General features: G+C 33.8%; 23 protein-coding genes and 5 pseudogenes. 27 read left to right on the top strand and 1 reads right to left on the bottom strand.

Features of this window, described 5'->3' with window-relative positions:
- The 15 genes and pseudogenes from FXW34_RS23015 to FXW34_RS15615 form a co-directional block, all read left to right on the top strand.
- Positions 1 to 527: pseudogene (locus tag FXW34_RS23015) on the top strand (hypothetical protein); the annotation flags it as partial.
- 13 nt (positions 528 to 540) lie between these two features.
- Complete coding sequence (locus FXW34_RS15680) at positions 541 to 957, top strand: immunity 70 family protein (RefSeq protein ID WP_147534943.1); 417 nt, start codon at positions 541 to 543, stop codon at positions 955 to 957.
- Positions 958 to 984: 27 nt separating this feature from the next.
- The gene (locus FXW34_RS23425) at positions 985 to 1,419 is read left to right on the top strand and encodes a hypothetical protein (RefSeq protein WP_246141089.1); all 435 of its coding nucleotides are present in this window, start codon (positions 985 to 987) and stop codon (positions 1,417 to 1,419) included.
- A gap of 151 nt (positions 1,420 to 1,570) precedes the next feature.
- On the top strand, positions 1,571 to 1,846 hold the full coding sequence (locus FXW34_RS15665; protein ID WP_147534941.1) for a YwqI/YxiC family protein: 276 nt from the start codon (positions 1,571 to 1,573) through the stop codon (positions 1,844 to 1,846).
- Positions 1,847 to 1,862: 16 nt separating this feature from the next.
- Positions 1,863 to 2,450, top strand: a pseudogene (locus FXW34_RS23420) (T7SS effector LXG polymorphic toxin); the annotation flags it as partial.
- Between the two features lie 852 nt (positions 2,451 to 3,302).
- Positions 3,303 to 3,968, top strand: coding sequence for an HNH endonuclease (locus FXW34_RS23415; RefSeq protein ID WP_425457442.1), 666 nt, complete (start codon positions 3,303 to 3,305; stop codon positions 3,966 to 3,968).
- On the top strand, positions 3,965 to 4,432 hold the full coding sequence (locus FXW34_RS15655; protein WP_147534939.1) for a DUF6985 domain-containing protein: 468 nt from the start codon (positions 3,965 to 3,967) through the stop codon (positions 4,430 to 4,432). The genes FXW34_RS23415 and FXW34_RS15655 overlap by 4 nt, the downstream gene beginning before the upstream one ends.
- A 693-nt stretch (positions 4,433 to 5,125) precedes the next feature.
- Positions 5,126 to 5,557 (top strand): annotated as a pseudogene (locus FXW34_RS15650) (lysine 2,3-aminomutase); the annotation flags it as partial.
- Between the two features lie 10 nt (positions 5,558 to 5,567).
- Positions 5,568 to 5,849, top strand: a complete 282-nt coding sequence (locus FXW34_RS15645; protein WP_147534955.1) for a YokU family protein — start codon at positions 5,568 to 5,570, stop codon at positions 5,847 to 5,849.
- Positions 5,850 to 6,007: 158 nt separating this feature from the next.
- On the top strand, positions 6,008 to 6,436 hold the full coding sequence (locus FXW34_RS15640) for a DUF5082 domain-containing protein (RefSeq protein WP_147534937.1): 429 nt from the start codon (positions 6,008 to 6,010) through the stop codon (positions 6,434 to 6,436).
- Positions 6,436 to 6,711, top strand: a complete 276-nt coding sequence (locus FXW34_RS15635; protein ID WP_147534936.1) for a YwqI/YxiC family protein — start codon at positions 6,436 to 6,438, stop codon at positions 6,709 to 6,711. Before FXW34_RS15640 ends, FXW34_RS15635 begins: the two co-directional genes overlap by 1 nt.
- 16 nt (positions 6,712 to 6,727) lie before the next feature.
- Positions 6,728 to 7,069 (top strand): T7SS effector LXG polymorphic toxin, encoded by a 342-nt coding sequence (locus FXW34_RS23590; RefSeq protein WP_147534935.1) that lies wholly within the window; start codon positions 6,728 to 6,730, stop codon positions 7,067 to 7,069.
- Positions 7,014 to 8,714 (top strand): T7SS effector LXG polymorphic toxin, encoded by a 1,701-nt coding sequence (locus tag FXW34_RS15625; protein ID WP_147534934.1) that lies wholly within the window; start codon positions 7,014 to 7,016, stop codon positions 8,712 to 8,714. The genes FXW34_RS23590 and FXW34_RS15625 overlap by 56 nt, the downstream gene beginning before the upstream one ends.
- A 1-nt stretch (position 8,715) precedes the next feature.
- Positions 8,716 to 9,144, top strand: a complete 429-nt coding sequence (locus FXW34_RS15620; RefSeq protein WP_147534933.1) for an SMI1/KNR4 family protein — start codon at positions 8,716 to 8,718, stop codon at positions 9,142 to 9,144.
- A gap of 84 nt (positions 9,145 to 9,228) precedes the next feature.
- Entirely contained in the window at positions 9,229 to 9,480 is a 252-nt protein-coding gene (locus FXW34_RS15615; protein WP_147534932.1) for a YokU family protein, read from the top strand.
- Here FXW34_RS15615 and FXW34_RS23410 read toward each other — a convergent pair.
- Positions 9,476 to 9,523, bottom strand: a pseudogene (locus FXW34_RS23410) (hypothetical protein); the annotation flags it as partial. The gene FXW34_RS15615 and the pseudogene FXW34_RS23410 sit on opposite strands and share 5 nt — an antisense overlap.
- 39 nt (positions 9,524 to 9,562) lie before the next feature.
- On the opposite strand from FXW34_RS23410, the gene FXW34_RS23585 reads away from it, so the two are divergent.
- From FXW34_RS23585 to FXW34_RS15550, 12 genes and pseudogenes are all read left to right on the top strand, one after another.
- A complete protein-coding gene (locus FXW34_RS23585; RefSeq protein ID WP_281292940.1) occupies positions 9,563 to 9,817 on the top strand; it encodes a phosphatase PAP2 family protein in 255 nt (84 codons plus the stop codon).
- 213 nt (positions 9,818 to 10,030) lie between these two features.
- On the top strand, positions 10,031 to 10,504 hold the full coding sequence (locus tag FXW34_RS15600) for a hypothetical protein (RefSeq protein ID WP_147534930.1): 474 nt from the start codon (positions 10,031 to 10,033) through the stop codon (positions 10,502 to 10,504).
- A gap of 161 nt (positions 10,505 to 10,665) precedes the next feature.
- Positions 10,666 to 11,172, top strand: a complete 507-nt coding sequence (locus FXW34_RS15595) for a hypothetical protein (RefSeq protein WP_342780736.1) — start codon at positions 10,666 to 10,668, stop codon at positions 11,170 to 11,172.
- Positions 11,173 to 11,386: 214 nt separating this feature from the next.
- Positions 11,387 to 11,818 (top strand): annotated as a pseudogene (locus FXW34_RS15590) (lysine 2,3-aminomutase); the annotation flags it as partial.
- Positions 11,819 to 11,828: 10 nt separating this feature from the next.
- Positions 11,829 to 12,110, top strand: a complete 282-nt coding sequence (locus FXW34_RS15585) for a YokU family protein (protein ID WP_147534953.1) — start codon at positions 11,829 to 11,831, stop codon at positions 12,108 to 12,110.
- Positions 12,111 to 12,178: 68 nt separating this feature from the next.
- Positions 12,179 to 12,481 (top strand): hypothetical protein, encoded by a 303-nt coding sequence (locus tag FXW34_RS15580; protein WP_147534927.1) that lies wholly within the window; start codon positions 12,179 to 12,181, stop codon positions 12,479 to 12,481.
- On the top strand, positions 12,481 to 12,756 hold the full coding sequence (locus FXW34_RS15575; RefSeq protein WP_147534926.1) for a YwqI/YxiC family protein: 276 nt from the start codon (positions 12,481 to 12,483) through the stop codon (positions 12,754 to 12,756). Before FXW34_RS15580 ends, FXW34_RS15575 begins: the two co-directional genes overlap by 1 nt.
- A gap of 16 nt (positions 12,757 to 12,772) precedes the next feature.
- Positions 12,773 to 14,455, top strand: coding sequence for a T7SS effector LXG polymorphic toxin (locus FXW34_RS15570; RefSeq protein ID WP_147534925.1), 1,683 nt, complete (start codon positions 12,773 to 12,775; stop codon positions 14,453 to 14,455).
- Between the two features lie 15 nt (positions 14,456 to 14,470).
- A complete protein-coding gene (locus tag FXW34_RS15565) occupies positions 14,471 to 14,800 on the top strand; it encodes a hypothetical protein (protein WP_147534924.1) in 330 nt (109 codons plus the stop codon).
- A 220-nt stretch (positions 14,801 to 15,020) separates the two neighbouring features.
- A complete protein-coding gene (locus FXW34_RS15560) occupies positions 15,021 to 15,236 on the top strand; it encodes a DUF4176 domain-containing protein (RefSeq protein ID WP_147534923.1) in 216 nt (71 codons plus the stop codon).
- A 49-nt stretch (positions 15,237 to 15,285) separates the two neighbouring features.
- On the top strand, positions 15,286 to 15,552 hold the full coding sequence (locus FXW34_RS15555) for a hypothetical protein (protein ID WP_147534922.1): 267 nt from the start codon (positions 15,286 to 15,288) through the stop codon (positions 15,550 to 15,552).
- Between the two features lie 102 nt (positions 15,553 to 15,654).
- The gene (locus FXW34_RS15550; RefSeq protein WP_147534921.1) at positions 15,655 to 16,065 is read left to right on the top strand and encodes a DUF6892 domain-containing protein; all 411 of its coding nucleotides are present in this window, start codon (positions 15,655 to 15,657) and stop codon (positions 16,063 to 16,065) included.
- Positions 16,066 to 16,112: the final 47 nt, after the last annotated feature.

The following is a 16,112-nucleotide window of genomic DNA, read 5'->3' as shown; positions in this document are numbered from 1 at the left end:
AATTAGAAAAACAGGAATTATCCAATGCATGGGCACATAGTGGTTATGGTGAAAACTTTGTACATATAAAAAAATCTGCGGAAGTAAGTAGCCCTGTAGTGAAAAAAGGTGTGGATGATGTTAGAGATGTTGCTAAAGGGATAGATAAAACCAGACCATCATGGAGACAATCTGAAATTGATGTAGGAAAAGAATATCCTGGATATCGTGAGCAAGTATCATACAAGGAAGGTAACGAAGTAAGCCATGGCACTAAAAATAGTTCAAGACCAGATTTTTATAGCGATGGTCATAGCATAGAAGTTAAGAATTATAAGGTGACTACATCTTCTGGTAGAAGTAACCTAATAAGAAATGTTTCAAAGCAAATAAATAAACGAATAAGTGATTTACCTGAACAAACAAAGCAATCTGTTATTATTGATGTTAGGGGTCAAAATGTCACAAGGGATGTTTTAAGAGACATTAAACAGAAAATAAATGAAAGAACAAATGATGTAGCAAAAATAATTTTTAAAATGGATTAGAGGTGAAAGTTAAATGGCAGTAGGAATATTAGTAGATTGTTTTTATTACGAATTAGGTCATAGCGATTTTGTACATTCATTTTTTTCAACAATCTCCTATCATTTAGAAAAAGAAGGATGGGGTACAAAATATCCTTTATTGATGAATGAGTTGTATAATGACAAACTAAACTGGAATGAAGTTTCTGTTGTAAAAGCTAATTTAATCGAAATTGAACAGGAATTATCTAAATACTTGCCGGAACAAGTTATTTGGGATATCGATGATTTATCAAAAAATCCACCGTGGGGGGATAAAATTAGTCCAAAAGTAACTAGTCTAGCGAATTATTTTGCAACAAATGATGGGAAAACATTTTTTGAGGTACTACGTACAGCAATTGATGTAGCAGAAGAAGATAAATGTTATTTGGAAATTCACAAACTATAATTTTTCTTAACCATGGGACGCTATCCCATGGTTTTTTACGTAAAATTGGAAGCAAAAAAGGTAGGCGGCAAAAAGTATGTGGTTGACTCATATGTACCTAATAAAGAAATAGTATCGAGAAAATTCACCCAACTTAGTGAAGTGCAGGAAAGGACAGCAACGAGTTACTTAAATGAAATTACAAAAAAATATCCGTCAGGTTCTACAATATCAAATGGAACTTTTAATCCAAACGCACTCAAAGGAGGACGACTTAAAGGTGAATTAGTATTAGAAGTACCTGTTCAAGATAAACTAATTCCGCAAATAATTCTTGATGAAGCAACAAAAAACAGAATTATTATTAGGGATATTATTGGGAAAGTAATCGTGCTAATACATTTGATGAATCCCGTTCTTGTGCACATCGTGAAATGCAGAATATTTTTCATACTGAGTACGATAGATATATTGAAAAGATAGATTCAAAACTTTATATTTTGGAACAGGAAAAATCAGGATTATCCTTTGCCAGTGGCTTAACCCGCGAAGCAGAACGACTTTTGACAAAGGGTGAAGAGGCAACTGATGACTTGCAACGTAAAATCAAGCAAATCAGGAGGCAATAGTCCTAATGAATACGATTCAGTTAAAACATGATGAAGTTATGAAACGATTAACAAAGGTCAAAGAAGCTTTAGCTGCTTTGGCCCTTCCCAATCCCAACGAACAAGTACTTGGTAATAATAAGCTTGATTTTGCAGACCAGTGGACATCAAGGGAGACCGCTATTGCGTCTAACTTTGCCTCATACATAGAAATTGTCTCAAAAAATATTGAAGATACCCGCTCAAATGTAAGTTCTATAAAACAACAAGACGAAGCAATCGCAAACGGTACACCAAAATAAAGAAGGAATTAGAAGAATGTCATATCTGAAAATCTATGAAGCAAGCACATTGCTTTCGTCTATAACTGAAAGAATTAAAGATTATCAAAACTTACAGGAACAATTGGAAGATTTAAAGGGAGCTTTTCAAGAAATCGTCCAGCTGACTGATTTTAAAGGTAAGGCAGCTGAAGCAATCAAAGGTTTTTATCGTGCTCAAATAGATGTCGTCCATGCCTGGGAAGATTTTATTGAGCAACATCTTTCATTTTTAACTAGTGTTGAAGGTGCCGTCTCAGAACGTAATTTATCTGGAAACACACTGGTTCATGTACCATTTTTAGATGAAACATTAACGAAAGCAGCACAAAAATCTAACGAGATAGTTTACGAGAAGAAAAGTGAACTGAATAGGATTTTTCGTAATGTTGATGATATTATTGCTTTAGATGTATTCTCGAGTGCCGAATTTGACCAGCAAATGTACCTAGCTGAAAAAGAGCGAAAGGATACACTTGAGAGGGTTCATGAACTGGACTTTGATCTAGTCAATCGATACAAAATGTCTCAGCCAGCCGAATCCTATGCGAAATTGCTTTTTCAACAGTTATTACAGTCATCAATGAAAAACGGTGCAATATCACCGATTCATTTTAATACGAGTGCCTATCACAGTAGCGAAATTTATCGGGCGAAAAAAGCAGAATTAGAGAAATGGTCAAATGAGGAAGTAGAGAAAAGTTTGCCATGGTATAAGAAAGTTGGAGATGTTTTACTAGGAATAGGCGATGGTGCATGGAAAGCAGTTGTTGATATTTTCAAAGGGCTAATCGATCTTGCCATTTCTTTAGTCACTGACCCGGTAAACTTTTTCAAAGGAATTATGAATGCAGTAACTCATCCGATTGATACTGCCAAGTATATGTGGAACGGAATTGAAACGGCTTGGAAACGTGATGTGGTAAATGGTAATGCCCGGAGCCGAAGTGAGTTTTTCTCCTATGCAGCTGTTTCACTTATTGGCCTAAAGGGATTCGATAAAGTCGGGAAGCTTGGTAAACTGGACAAGGTTTCAAAAGCGAAAGCCGCTCTACCATATAATGTTTTTAATACAGAGAAACTGAAGGGTTTCATCTATAATAAAGTAAAAACAAATTTCAGCAATGAAAAAGCAAAGATTGTTCAATTTTTTAAAAACAAACCAGTCCAAATCACCTTAAATCAAGCTGTTCGAGCAGTTCAAAATGGAAAGACATTGAGCACTATCAAAAATGTAGTAAATCCAAACAAACTCAAGAACGTTTTTGAAAATACATATCGAGATGTTATTAAAAGCCCACTGAAAAAAACAAAGGCAGCCATTAATCAGAAAATTGGTGAAGTCAAGGTTCCAACGAGTTTCAAGATAAATCAAGTTGAGATTCCGGGTGGATTCAATTTTATAAATGTTTCTACAGAAAGTGCCCCGCTTAAGGATATTTTTCAGAAGTTTAGGGTAGAGCAGGAAAGTAAAGATTTAAATATAAATGAAACTAAGGGGACGGATAATTTAGATGTTGAAGTTCCACCTGCTTTTAGACAAACTGAATTTGCTAGTTCGTATGAAGCAAGACTTAATCAAACACCTTCAATGATTAACACAAAGATAGAATTTGATGGAAAAAGAGGAGAATCATTATGTATGCTTAAACCACCACCAGATCCCGATTTAAAGCGAATATTGGATGAGGCAAGTATTGAAGGTATTCAATATAAAAATGGAGTTCCTGATTTTTCATCGGTCGCAAAAGCTCAAGTGGAAATAAATTATATGCTAGGTGGAAAGAGTGTATATGGAGGAAAAGCAAGACGGGCTAATTTTATTCAATCAGATCAAAAATTAGCTGACCAAATTAATAATTCGCCTGAATTAGCAAGGCAATTTGGAATGGATTCAGGTACAATCAGTGCAAGAGATATAAAGAAATACCGAGAAATAAACAATTTAACATGGCATGAGTTAAATGATGTTAAAACAATGCAACTTGTGCCAACAAAAATAAATAGTGAATTCGGACATCTGGGTGGTGTAGGTGAGATAAATGCTGGAGCTTTTGGACCTGGAGGTTTTGCAAATGAAAAAAGAGGAGAGATACTTAAATGACTATAAATGATGCAATTTTTGGTAATCTTGAGTATGATTATGGTTGGTCAAGAGTTATCACTATAGATTTCTTTGGAAAAATAACTGGAATAGATTTAATAATAGATGGAGATGAGGATGGTCAGTTTGATGAAGGACAATATACGGCATACCAATCATTAATAAAAAATTGGAGCGATTTACAACTAAGTATATTAAATTCCATTCTAACTTATTACAATAAAAAGCGACAAGAATTAGGCTATGACATTGAATTAAATGTAAATTATCCAGCAGTTGAAACAACTGATCAAATACTTGAAATGATAAGCTTGGATGGAATTGTTGTTCCATATGCAGATATTTTTGAAGCTAGACATATCGGAATTACATTTAACTGTACTTGGGATACCGAAAATGGACTGGGACTACGTCTATTAAATGAAAAAGTAACCGAAGTAGGTTACCAAGACGTTGCAATATAAAAACCAATACTTGTCATACTATTTGAATGTTTAACTTTGAAATTATTAAGATAATTTATTGTGATGACATTTACATGAATAGAAGTATTATCGGAGTAAAGAGCCAAAAACTCATTGGCATAAAAATGGGATTTTTAAATGTTAATTATATTAATGAGCAAGAAAAGGAATAATGAACGGGATTTTAAAACTTTTAGATTTCTTGAGATTTTTTTGCGTTTTTTTGGGTGTGTAGTTATCGTGTATTTCGGATGTAAATCAATTCTAAAAATCTTACTGCCTATGAAAAGAATCAAAGAGTGGATTGATTATTTTCTTTGCTTTTTCGACCATATTCATTCATTATCTTGCAGGAGCTCTTTTCAGCCAGGGAATTCAGGTAGTTAAAGCAAAAAAATGGCAGATTTACCATAATAATTTTTGTGATGCTTTATTTGTCATTCTCAAATTTTTAGTACATATTATAACTGTACTCAGTGCAGTTCGATGCCGGGAAAAATAATAAGAAACTCAAAAACTGTTTCTTGATAACGGGTTGAATGGCTTTAATAATCATTATAATTAGGTTTATAAGAATCCCTTTGAAAACTGCAAACTTAGATGATTTAATTCATCATAGTTTGCAGTTTTTGTTATTCGAAAAATAACAACATAAAAACCATGATTATCTTTTGGATACTTACAATAAAAAACGCAGTCCCAACTTTTGTCTGCGACGCTCCTGGTGGGGGAGGAAAAATTTCATTGCAACCGAATTATTTGATTTCACAAAGTGCGGAAAAAGTGGTGTTACGTAACTTTGAAGGTGTTATCACTTCTTATCCGGAGCCGCAAAACTATGTGCCAGGTACAGCGGAAGATTACTTTAAAGGTGTCTACCCTGACTATGAAATTTATAAATCCAATGTTGGAATATCGGCTGTCATGAATGACAGTAAATTCAATCTCATTCCTGAAGACCTTCAGCGTTTAGATAGAAGGCAAAAGTACCAGCAAGACCCTACCCATTCTTCTCTAAAGGATAAACGTGAAAAACGAGACGAATTAAAAGAAAAGAAATTTAAGGCGCAGCAGAAATCAAACAATATTGATAATCAAAAAAATGATTCATCAGTTCAGGAGTAGGTGATTCGTGATGGAGATTAAATGTGAGTGGTGTGGCGGAAATGCAAATAGCGGTGAGAACACAGTTTATTGGGAGCTGCCAGATGGGTCAAGGGCGATCGAAATTACAATGACACCAGCGGTTATCTGTTTGGATTGTGACATGGTGTACCAGACCGACAACACAATTAAAGAAATTGAAGATCAATTGTTTTTGGTTGATAATAAAAAAATCGATAGTTCGATAACCTTTAAGGAGCTTATGGAATTACCAAGAATGTTGAAGAGAAATTATTTTGACTTTTCTTCATAGGTTGCACTTCATAATGGCACCCCAAAAATGGGTGCTATTTATTTTTGAAGAAAATATCCCCATAAGTAAAATAGGTATATTTTCTTATTTAGGAGCTACCACAATTCGACATATAATAAATAATATGGAAATTATTGCGTGTAAGGAGGAAAAAAAGGATGGGATTTTCAACTATATTGACACAACTTTCCTCATACATAAACCATCAATCTGCTAATCTAGCAGATCAAATAAACAGGCTAGAACAAGCAAAACGAGAAATTAAAAGAGAACAAAACAATGCCTTGGCAGAGTGGAATACCAATCTAACCCCAAATCTTCAAGCATATTGGGAAGGAAGTCGTGCAAAGACATTCGATGAATCCCGTTCTCGTGCACATAGTGAAATGCAAAATATTTTTCATTCTGAGTACGATCGATATATTGAAAAGATAGATTCAAAGCTGAATATTTTGGAACAGGAAAAATCAGGATTATCCTTTGCCAAAGGCTTAACCTGCGAAGCAGAACGACTTTTGAAAAAAGATGAAGAGGCAACAGAAGACATGCAGCGTAAAATCAAGCAAATCAGGAGGCAATTGTCCTAATGAGTACGATCCAAGTAAAACATAATGAAGTTATGAAACGATTAACAAAGGTCAAAGAAGCTTTAGCTGCTCTGAACCTGCCCAATCCTAACGAACAGGTATTGGGCAATAATAAGCTTGATTTTACTGACTTGTGGACTTCAAGGGAGACCGCTATTGCGTCTGACATTGCCGCATACATAGAAATTGTCGCGAAAAATATTGAAGATACCCGCTCAAATGTAGATTCTATAAAACAACAAGACGAAGCAATCGCAAACTGTACACCAAAATAAAGAAGGAATTAAATGAATGTCATATTTAAAAATCTATGAAGCAAGCACATTGCTTTCGTCTATAACAGAACGGACTAAAGACTATCAAAACTTACAGAAACAATTGGAAGATTTAAAGGGAGCTTTTCAAGAAATCGTCCAGCTGTCTGATTTTAAAGGGAAGGCTGCTGAGGCAATCAAAGGCTTTTATCGTGCTCAAATAGATGTCGTCCATGGCTGGGAAGATTTTATTAATCAACATCTTTCATTTATAAAAAGTGTTGAAAGTACCGTCTCAGAACGTAATTTATCCGGAAATACACATGGTTCATGTACCATTTTTAGAGGAAACTTTAAAGAAAGCGGCGCAAAAATCTAACGAGATAGTTTCCGAGAAGAAAAGTGAACTAAATAGGATTTTCCGTAACATTGATGATATTATTTTTTTAGATGTATTCTCGAGTGCCGAATTTGACTATCAAATGTACCTAGCTGAAAAAGAGAGAAAGGATACTCTTGAGAAGGTTCATGAACTGGACTATGATCTATTAAATCGATACCAAAAGTCCCAACCAGCTGAGACCTACGCGAAACTACTTTTTCAGCAGTTATTAGAGTCATCAAAGAAAAACGGTGCCATTTCACCGATTCATTTTAATACAAAAGCCTATCATAACAGTGAAATTTATCGGACGAAAAAAGCTGAATTAGAGAAAGGGTCGAAAGCCAAAAAAGAGCCAAGTTCATCCTGGTACAAAATGGTTGGAGATATTTCACTTGGTATCGTCGAGGGTGCGTGGAAAGCGGTTGTTGATATTTTTAAAGGTCTAATTGATCTTGCCATTTCTTTAGTCACTGACCCGGTAAACTTTTTCAAAGGAATTATGAATGCAGTAACTCATCCGATTAACACTGCCAAGTATATGTGGAACGGAATTGAAACGGCTTGGAAACGTGATGTGGTAAATGGTAATGCCCGGAGCCGAAGTGAGTTTTTCTCCTATGCAGCTGTTTCGATAATTGGCTTAAAGGGATTCGATAAAGTTGGCAAGCTAGGCAAACTGGACAAGGTTTCCAAAGCCAAACCCACACTTCCATATAATGTTCTTAACACAGAGAAACTGAAGGGTTTCATCTATAATAAAGTAAAAACAAATTTCAGCAACGAAAAAGAAAAGATTGTTCAATTTTTAAAAAATAAGCCAGTCCAAATCACCTTAAATCAAGCTGTTCGAGCGGTTCAAAATGCAAAGACATTGAGCAATATCAAAAATGTATTAAACCCAATCAAATTAAAGAAAGGCTTTGAAAATACATATCGTGATATTATCAGAAGTCCACTTGCAAAAACAAAGTCAGCGATTGATTGGTCTATTGATAGAAGAATTAAGAAAATTGGTGAAGTCAAGGTTCCAACAAGTTTCAAGGTAAATCAAGTTGAGATTTCAGGAGGATTCAATTTTATAAATGTTTCTACAGAAAGTGCCCCGCTTAAGAATATTTTTCAGAAGTTTAGGGTAGAGCAGGAAAATAAAGATAATAATTTTATTGGAACTAAGGGTACTGGCAAAGAAACTTATCAACATCTTAAGGACTATAAGAATAATAAATATTTTACTCGGAGTGTAGAGTATAATGCAAGTAAAGATGGCACAGGATTTACTTATAAAGTATATCAAAGAGGAGATATTAATTGGGATATGGTCCGAACAAAAGGTGCTAAAAAAGGTCGCGGGTTAACAAATGCTGAAGCATCTGCAAAATATGGACTTGCTCCTATTCTTGATGATGCAGGTAGTGTTGCAACATTGCATCATTCACAACAAAAAGGTGTTGGACCATTATATGAAGCTTCAACTAGGTACCATAATATCAGTAATGCTAAAAGACCTCCACTACATCCTTATAAAGGAAAGTTAAACCCATTTTATCCAATGGAAGAGACAACTAGAGGAGCATTTCAAAAAGTAGATTCTATTAATTATTGGAAAATACGAGGAGAAGAAGTTTTAGGAGGAAAATAATATGAGTATTTTGCCTGAGAGACTAGATGAAGTTCTAGGAGAAGAAATATATAAACGTGAAGATAGCAAGCTAGTACAGGATGCTTTAATAAGGCTTGGTGTAAACGCATCAGATACTTTCCAAGAATTTTTTATCCAGTATGCAGGACCTTTTTGGGAAGAGCATGTACCCTTTGAATTACTGGATATAGCAGATGAAGAAAATAATATTGAATCATACACACTCATTTCTAGAAAAGAACATGGTTTTCCGAAGCAATATCTGGTTTTAAGCGAAATGTCAGCAAATGCTGTATTAGTGCTGGATACTGTAACAGATAAAGTTTATATAGTTAATTTTGAGGGTGGAGATGAACTACTTTTTAAAGGAGAGTTAAAGGAAACTTGGTCATCGTTTTTTGATTTCTTGAAGGCATATTTTAATTGTTAATTATTGTTCAATAAAAGATAATTCATAGATACTTAAAATCCTGATGGTAATATACCTTTCAATGTTTTGAGTAGGTGATTGGTGATGGAGATGAAATGTGAATGGTGTGGAGGGACTGCAAATAACGGTGAGAACACGGTTTATTGGGAGCTGCCTGATGGATCAAGAGCAATCGAGATTACAATGACACCAGCCATTATCTGCCAGGAATGTGGCATGGAGTACCAGACCGACATCACGATTAAAGATATTGAAGATCTTTTAGACACAAAACCTAAGAAGAAAAATCAAAATAATTTCTCTTCAATAATCTTGGGAATTCCAATAGTTCCTTAAAGGTTATCGAACTATCAATTTTTTTCGTATCAACTAAAAACAATTCATAATGGGTTCTATTTTGTATTTAGCAGCAATAATTGTGATAGCTTTTACACTGTGGTTATCTTCACTTCGATATAAGCATTTATTGGTTTGGCTTGCATTTGGAATAGTATTTTCAAGAATATGGGTAGGTGTTCATTATCCATTTGATGTAGCTGCTGGAATATTAAATGGATTGATGGTTGCATTATTTACTCATTACATTTTATTCAAGTTGAAAATTACAGAAATATTAATTGAAAAGCCTATTTTCCAAAGAAAAGGACAAAAAGAGATTGTTATCAATGATTAAACAACTTCCTATTATAGAAGTTTTAAACACCTCATAATACGGTAGGGCGTGATTCAACATGAATTGTGATCTTTGTTTTGGGGGGATTTTCCTGAATAACTCTTAATAAGAAAATAGGAAATAGTTGTTAAAATTTAGTTAAAATTCTTCAGTAATATGCTTAAACAATCGCACAGGTTAGTATTGTAAATAAAAATGAGGCTAGGTGATTTAATGGGAATATTTATTCTTAATCGCTTTAATGGTAGAGAAAAGTTTAATATCTCTGAAGCAAAAATTTATGCAGTAAAGAATTCTGAAAACAAAATAATGCTATGGCTAGAAGTAGAAACAGATGAGGAACCAATTCAGTCGGTACCAGATACTGCTGATCTTAAAATGAATCCAAGTGGTGAAATAACTGTCTTTTTAGATAACTTAAATCTCAATAAATTTAGAGAAAGAGAATTCTTTATTTCTAAAGGTTGCGATGAGACAAGAAATGATTTACTTGCTAGAGTTTATTATTTCGAACACCAAGAAGTTAACAATAATAGTTTGAAATTGAAATACAAAGGAAATGGGATTTTTGATATATATTGGTGTGGGGTAACCACTGACATATCTTATTATGACGGAAGTAAACCAGATACTATTATAGAAGTAATTGGGGAATTTACTTTTGAAGAATATATGAATTGGATGTAGGACTCGTTACTGAAAGAACTTCAATACACATTCTAACGTGCGTGGCAAATTAGTAAGACAGGGTAATTTAAAATAGAATGAATTTTCTGGAGATGCGATTTTTATAGTAAAATTGTATCTGTTTTTTCAAGTACATATCCAATATTTTATAGAATTATGAGGTGTTTCCATTGTTTACGACTCAAGAATATATTCATACAGTAAGGGAAAATTTACATAGAAACTCAGAACAATTAATTCAACAAATAAGAAAAACGATTAATTTTAATTATTATAATAAGGTCGATTTATTGGATTACACAGCATTTATTCAGCCACACGAAATTTCAATCATGATGTACTCTATGGACAGGAAAGCAAATGAAGTCTTTTATCAGGGAAATGAAAGCAATATTTTTGCGGGCAGTTACGACATTATTGAAGATGTTTGCTTTTACAATGTACCTGATGATCGAGAGGAAAAATTTTGGGAGTTTTATGAACAAAATGATGAAGTAATCTCTAAAACTGAAACACCAATTATTGTAGATTGGTTCAAAGATTGTTGGAATCAAGCAGGTGGAAAAAGCGTCAATTTACATTCTTATTTTAGCTTCCATGATTATGATAATTGCTTTGATTTACAGAATAACAAATGGATTTCTGATGGTGACAAATGGTTTGATTAAGCTCAGAATAAAGACTTCTTTCATAATCGGGCGCGTTTGTTGTAGAAAATTAAAAAGGTAAACATCACTACAACAATATGTCTGCGACCAACATTTTTTAACTAACTTAATCGAAAGAATGGCAAATAAATGTTATAAAGAAAAGCTGCAAACCAAGATGTTTTTAATTTGGTTTGCAGCTTTTAGTTATTTATTTATACTTACAATAAAAAACGCAGTCCCTACCTTTGTTTGTGATAGTCCTGGTGGTGGTGGGAAGATTGCCTTACAGCCGAATTATTTGATTTCACAAAGTGCTGAAAAAGTGGTGTTACGTAACTTTGAAGGGGTTATTACCTCATATCCGGAGCCGCAAAACTACGTGCCAGGAACTGCCGAAGCATACTTCAAGGGTGTGTATCCAGATTATGAAAAATATAAATCTAATGTTGGTATATCCGCTGTCATGAATGACAGTAAATTCAACCTGATACCAGAAGATCTTCAACGTTTAGACAGAAGGCAAAAGTACCAGCAAGACCCTAGCCATTCTTCTCTAAAGGATAAACGTGAAAAGCGGGACGAATTAAAAGAAAAGAAATTTAAAGCGCAGCAAAAATCGAGCAATATTGATGGTCAAAAAATTGATTCATCGGTTCAGGAGTAGGTGATTGATGATGGAGATTAAATGTGAATGGTGTGACGGAAACGCCAGGAGTGGTGAGAGCACGGTATATTGGGAGCTGCCTGATGGGTCAAGGGCTATCGAAATTACGGGGACACCAGCGGTTATCTGCCAGGAATGTGGCATGGTGTATCAGACGGATAACATTATAAAAGAAATTGAAGACCAATTATTTTTAGTTGATACAAAAAAAATTGATAGTTCGATAACCTTTAAGGAACTTATGGAATTACCAAGGTTATTGAAAAGAAATTACTTTGATTTTTCTTCATAGGTTGCACTTCTTAATGGCACCCCCAAAAATGGGTGCTATTTATTTTTGAAAGGGAATAAAACAATGCTTTGGCAGAGTGGAATACCAATCTAACGCCAAATCTTCAAGCATATTGGGAAGGAAATCGAGCTATGACATTCAATGAATCCCGTTCTCGTGCACATAATGAAATGCAGAATATTTTTCATTCTGAGTACGATAGATATATTGAAAAGATAGATTCAAGGGTGAATGTTTTGGAACAGGAAAAATCAGGATTATCCTTTGCCAGTGGCTTAACCCGCGAAGCAGAACGACTTTTGAAAAAAGGTGAAGATGCAACAGAAGACTTGCAACGTAAAATCAAGCAAATCAGGAGGCAATTGTCTTAATGAGTACGATCCAAGTAAAACATGATGAAGTCATGAAACGATTAACAAAGGTCAAAGAAGCTTTAGCTGCTTTGGTCCTTCCCAATTCCAACGAACAAGTACTTGGTAATAATAAGCTTGATTTTACAGACCAGTGGAAAACAAGGGAGAAAACTATTTCTTCTGACATTGCTTCATACATAGAAATTGTCGTGAAAAATATTGTTGATACCCAATCAAATGTAAATTCTATAAAACAACAAGACGAAGCAATTGCAAACGGTACACCAAAATAAAGAAGGAATTAGAAGAATGTCATATCTGAAAATCTATGAATCAAGCACATTGCTTTCGTCTATAAGTGAAAGAATTAAAGATTATAAAAACTTACAGGAACAATTGGAAGATTTAAAGGGAACCTTTCAAGAAATCGTCCAGTTGTCTGATTTTAAAGGGAAGACTGCCGATGCAATCAAAGGCTTTTATCTTGCCCAAATAGATGTCGTCAATGCCTGGGAAGATTTTATTGATCAACATCTTTCATTTTTAAAAAGTGTTGAAGGTGCCGTCTCAGAACGTAATTTATCTGGAAACACACTGGTTCATGTACCATTCTTAGAAGAAACTTTAAAGAAAGCAGCGCAGAAATCTAACGAGATTGTTTCCGAAAAGGAAAGTGAACTAAAAAGGATTTTTCGTAATATTGATGATATTATTTCTTTAGATGTATTCTCGAGTGCTGAATTTGACCAGCAAATGTACCTAGCTGAAAAAGAGCGAAAAGATACACTTGAGAAGGTTCATGAACTGGACTATGATCTTGTCAATCAATACCAAAAGTCCCTACCAGCCGAATCCTATGCGAAACTACTGTTTCAGCAGTTATTACAATCATCAACGAAAAACGGTGCTATATCACCGATTCATTTTAATTCGAAAGCCTATCACAGCAGTGAAATTTATCGGGCAAAAAAACCTCGGTCAATTAGTAAAGAAGAGTTTGAAAACATCCAGCATAAATTAGCCTACCAAGTTCAAATCATCGATGAGTATGGGGAATATGGTGGAGATTTTTATGTTTTTGACAATGGGCAGATTGTCAGGAAATATACTGCTAGGGTTAAAGGGAAGTTCGTTACTCGTTTTGAAATAGTTGAGAAAATCCCAAAAAATGATCGAACTGGTGGGGTAAAAGAGTTAGGTTCTTCATATGAGGGAACTCCACTTGAACCATTAGAATACGTGGTCAATCCCAAATCGTTAGCAATTAAGGGTGGAAAAAGGTTATTTGGTAAAGGCCTGAATGACATTGGAGAAAGCCTGACTATCAAATTGGAAAAACCAGAACTATCCACTGCATGGGCACATAGTGGTTATGGTGAAAATTTTCTACATATTAAGAAATCTGTGGACGTAAGTAGCCCTGTAGTGAATAAAGTTGTGGATGATGTAAGAGATGTTACTAAGAGTACGGGTGAAGATAGTAAGGGAATTTCTGAGCTCCCTCATGTAAAAGAAGCAAAAGATATTATAGCAGAGAGAACAAAAGGACTAGATTTAAAAGAGCATCCAACTACGACACAACAAATGAGTTCTAAGAAAATGAAAGAGTTAAAAGATAAAATTGATAATAGGACTATTACAAAACAAGAGTATGCAGACTACATTTGGAATAAAAAATTTGCTAAAAGAAGGGATAAAGGAGTTAAAGAATTTTGGTATCAAGAACAACAACGATTATTAAATAATGAACCACTTACTCGAGATTGGTCTCAAGAACAGTTAAAAGATATTCTTGCTGGTAAAACTCCTAAATATGATGGTAAACCAATTGCAGGTCATCATACTTATAGTGCTTCAAAATATCCACATCTTGCTGATAGAGGAGAAATAATCTACCCAGCAACTTTTAATGAGCATTTAAAAGGATGGCATGGTGGGAATTGGAGGAATAGTATTCCAGGTGAGCCTATAATACCAATTAAAAACTTTTAGGGAGGCTAAAATTTTATGGTAAAGATGAAATTGAAAATTGATAATGATTCCAATAAATTAAAGTATGTATCTATTATAAGACAGAATAATGGAGCAAGTATTCAAGATATTAAAAAAAATATAGAAGATAATAAAGTAGTACTAGAATGTGATTACTTTGATACGGATGAATTAAAAGATTTTAAGAAAACAATCGAGGCTTTAATAAGTAAGGGGGCTATAATACATTTGTTTCAAGATGATAGAGAGGTTCAGATTGATTATATTAGTAACCTTATTAGTTCGTATGATCAAATTGCCGAAGACAGAGAAAAGCTAGATGATAGAATTATAGGTGATGATTAAAAAAGAGCGATATATGTAGATGAATAAAGATAAAGAAATAAAGGTTCACGATGGTTGTACCCCTAAAGAATTGGGTTTTAAACATGATTAGAGTAATTGAAAACAATGAGATTATTTTTTTAAAAGAACTGCTTCAGTAGACCAAATATAAGCAGAAAAACAAAATAAATATTTTAATGAGTGATCTTGATAGGCTTAATGCCTTTCAAGATTTTTATTTGTGGATTTACCCATTACCCAACTTTTAGGATATGGCTCAGATGTTATATTGAAGCAGGGAAATAGAGTTATTAATTTTAAAAAAAATTATTTTTCACAAGGCTATATCAACAAAGATTATTCTTTTGTTATTAACCACGTGGATATCAAAGAAATTCTATTTATTGGTTTTATCGATGAGGAAGAAAAACAATTTGTGGAATTCCTCTCGAACTAAAAGTCGATACACTGATGAAGTGTGAAAAGGCAAATGGAGGAAAGTATTAATGAGCAAGAAAAGGCAAAGGAATAATGAACAGGATTTTAAAACTTTTAGATTTTTTGAGATTTTTTCGCGTTTTTTCGGGTGTGTAGTTACGGCATATTTCGGACATAAATCAATTCTAAAAATCTTTACTGCCTATGAAAAGAATCAAACTGTTGGATTAGTTATTTTTCTTGCTTTGTCGACCATATTCATTTATCTTGCAATAACTCTATTCAGACAGGGAATTCAGGCATTTAAAGCAAAAAAAATGGTGGATTTACCATAAAAATTTTACTGATCTCAGTTTAGTAGTTGCTGGGATAATGGAATTATATAGAACTAAAACAATATTCTATTCGTTGAAAAATCATAAATTGGGGGAAGTGTAATGGTCAAGAGTGGAATGTTTAAAGATTTTAATTTTAAATTGGTGGTTATTGAAGCTTTATTAGATAAAGAACCGCTATTTCTGGATGATTTAACAGACTTAAAAAATAAGAATACAAATAGTTTCGACTGGTATTCGGGAAGTGAACCAATAGTTGAAATAAAGGAATATTTGGAAGAGTTAACTATAGAAAAAAGTGATTTGGAAAAGATTGAGAACCTTTGTTTTGATGGTGGTAATGAAATTTATCATATCATAAAGCCAGATTGGGATGGTGAGGATAGTTTATTTGATGTAACATCTGTTGAGGGTTTTCAGAATTTAAAAAATCTAAAAACAGTGGATAATATTTCAATGTGCTTCCCTATAGTGCTAGAACCATTCAAACAAGCTGAAATTGAAATTAGGTAATAATAAAGTGTTTGAGATTGCAAATACGGGTAAAGATTGATTGATCC

Origin of the sequence: Bacillus marasmi (genome assembly GCF_902168435.1) — a bacterium.
Taxonomy (GTDB): Bacteria; Bacillota; Bacilli; order Bacillales; family Cytobacillaceae; genus Bacillus_BU; species Bacillus_BU marasmi.
This window is presented reverse-complemented; position numbering and strand designations above follow the sequence as displayed.

Excerpts from the sequence above, each read along its gene's own strand:
- FXW34_RS15655 (WP_147534939.1), top strand. The coding sequence starts at position 3,965 with ATGACTATAAATGATGCAATTTTTGGTAATCTTGAGTATGATTATGGT.
- FXW34_RS15550 (WP_147534921.1), top strand. The coding sequence starts at position 15,655 with ATGGTCAAGAGTGGAATGTTTAAAGATTTTAATTTTAAATTGGTGGTT.
- FXW34_RS15620 (WP_147534933.1), top strand. The coding sequence starts at position 8,716 with ATGAGTATTTTGCCTGAGAGACTAGATGAAGTTCTAGGAGAAGAAATA.
- FXW34_RS23425 (WP_246141089.1), top strand. The coding sequence starts at position 985 with ATGGTTTTTTACGTAAAATTGGAAGCAAAAAAGGTAGGCGGCAAAAAG.
- FXW34_RS15625 (WP_147534934.1), top strand. The coding sequence starts at position 7,014 with ATGGTTCATGTACCATTTTTAGAGGAAACTTTAAAGAAAGCGGCGCAA.
- FXW34_RS15585 (WP_147534953.1), top strand. The coding sequence starts at position 11,829 with ATGGAGATTAAATGTGAATGGTGTGACGGAAACGCCAGGAGTGGTGAG.
- FXW34_RS15640 (WP_147534937.1), top strand. The coding sequence starts at position 6,008 with ATGGGATTTTCAACTATATTGACACAACTTTCCTCATACATAAACCAT.
- FXW34_RS15600 (WP_147534930.1), top strand. The coding sequence starts at position 10,031 with ATGGGAATATTTATTCTTAATCGCTTTAATGGTAGAGAAAAGTTTAAT.
- FXW34_RS15680 (WP_147534943.1), top strand. The coding sequence starts at position 541 with ATGGCAGTAGGAATATTAGTAGATTGTTTTTATTACGAATTAGGTCAT.
- FXW34_RS15570 (WP_147534925.1), top strand. The coding sequence starts at position 12,773 with ATGTCATATCTGAAAATCTATGAATCAAGCACATTGCTTTCGTCTATA.
- FXW34_RS15565 (WP_147534924.1), top strand. The coding sequence starts at position 14,471 with ATGGTAAAGATGAAATTGAAAATTGATAATGATTCCAATAAATTAAAG.
- FXW34_RS15575 (WP_147534926.1), top strand. The coding sequence starts at position 12,481 with ATGAGTACGATCCAAGTAAAACATGATGAAGTCATGAAACGATTAACA.
- FXW34_RS15555 (WP_147534922.1), top strand. The coding sequence starts at position 15,286 with ATGAGCAAGAAAAGGCAAAGGAATAATGAACAGGATTTTAAAACTTTT.
- FXW34_RS15665 (WP_147534941.1), top strand. The coding sequence starts at position 1,571 with ATGAATACGATTCAGTTAAAACATGATGAAGTTATGAAACGATTAACA.
- FXW34_RS15635 (WP_147534936.1), top strand. The coding sequence starts at position 6,436 with ATGAGTACGATCCAAGTAAAACATAATGAAGTTATGAAACGATTAACA.
- FXW34_RS23590 (WP_147534935.1), top strand. The coding sequence starts at position 6,728 with ATGTCATATTTAAAAATCTATGAAGCAAGCACATTGCTTTCGTCTATA.
- FXW34_RS15615 (WP_147534932.1), top strand. The coding sequence starts at position 9,229 with ATGGAGATGAAATGTGAATGGTGTGGAGGGACTGCAAATAACGGTGAG.
- FXW34_RS15645 (WP_147534955.1), top strand. The coding sequence starts at position 5,568 with ATGGAGATTAAATGTGAGTGGTGTGGCGGAAATGCAAATAGCGGTGAG.